The 777-nt window shown below is 59.1% G+C and carries 2 protein-coding genes; both read right to left on the bottom strand.

What is annotated here, in order from left to right; translation table 11 throughout:
• Positions 1-215: 215 nt before the first annotated feature.
• Positions 216-377 (bottom strand): hypothetical protein, encoded by a 162-nt coding sequence (locus ACXJLU_RS33465; RefSeq protein ID WP_457338025.1) that lies wholly within the window; start codon positions 375-377, stop codon positions 216-218.
• A gap of 179 nt (positions 378-556) precedes the next feature.
• The coding region (locus tag ACXJLU_RS33470; RefSeq protein ID WP_457338026.1) for a hypothetical protein at positions 557-777 on the bottom strand (221 nt) is incomplete at its 5' end.

The following is a 777-nucleotide window of genomic DNA, read 5'->3' on the forward strand; positions in this document are numbered from 1 at the left end:
GCCTTCCTCGGCACACTCGATGCTGATCCTGCAGCAACTGCAACACTTGACCAACAGCAACGAAGTGCCTTGTCCGCAAACCGGGCAAGACCTTCTCAGATGCCAAGCAGGCGAATCGATTTGCATGGGACGGTCTCGGGAAAAAACTGGCGCGTCGGAGCGGCAACTAGCCTATCCGAAAGCCGTCGTCCGCGAGCGTCCGCTCGTGGCCGACATCAGTCAAGGAAGCGAATCAGCGAACCGGCAGGTACGTCATCTTTGTGCAGGCCCTTGAGCATGAAGACCTCATTCTCCGTGGGCTGAGGTAGGCGCCTGAGGAGCTGCTCCTTAAACGCGTCGGTGTTGATCGCCTCGCCGGAAGGTTTGATCAGTCGCACGGGAAGCGCTCGACCTCCGTCGCGTCCAGTCTGCCTGTCGACGACTACGGCGGCACCTCTGCCCGTGATCTCAAACGTCTCGACGATTGCGAATTCGCTGATCATTGGTACACCGGCCGTTGCGCCGTCATAAAACGTGACCCGAAAGCGGTCGCTGTCGATCGTCAGCTCATGGCCGACTACTGACTTTCTTGCCCCGTCGCTTGCTTGGCGACTGAGCCGTACACAAAAACGCTCTCTTCTGGGCCAACCTGGCAGCGCTTCATAACGCGCTGCATAGGCCAAAGCAATGCGCCGTCGGGCAGCTTGAGCGTGAGGTTGATCTCGGCCTGAGGATCGTCATCGTCACCTTGCCAATTGCCACCGGCCTCACGGCGCAGGACTTCTCCAACATAGCTTC

This window comes from Rhizobacter sp. P5_C2 (assembly GCF_054049715.1).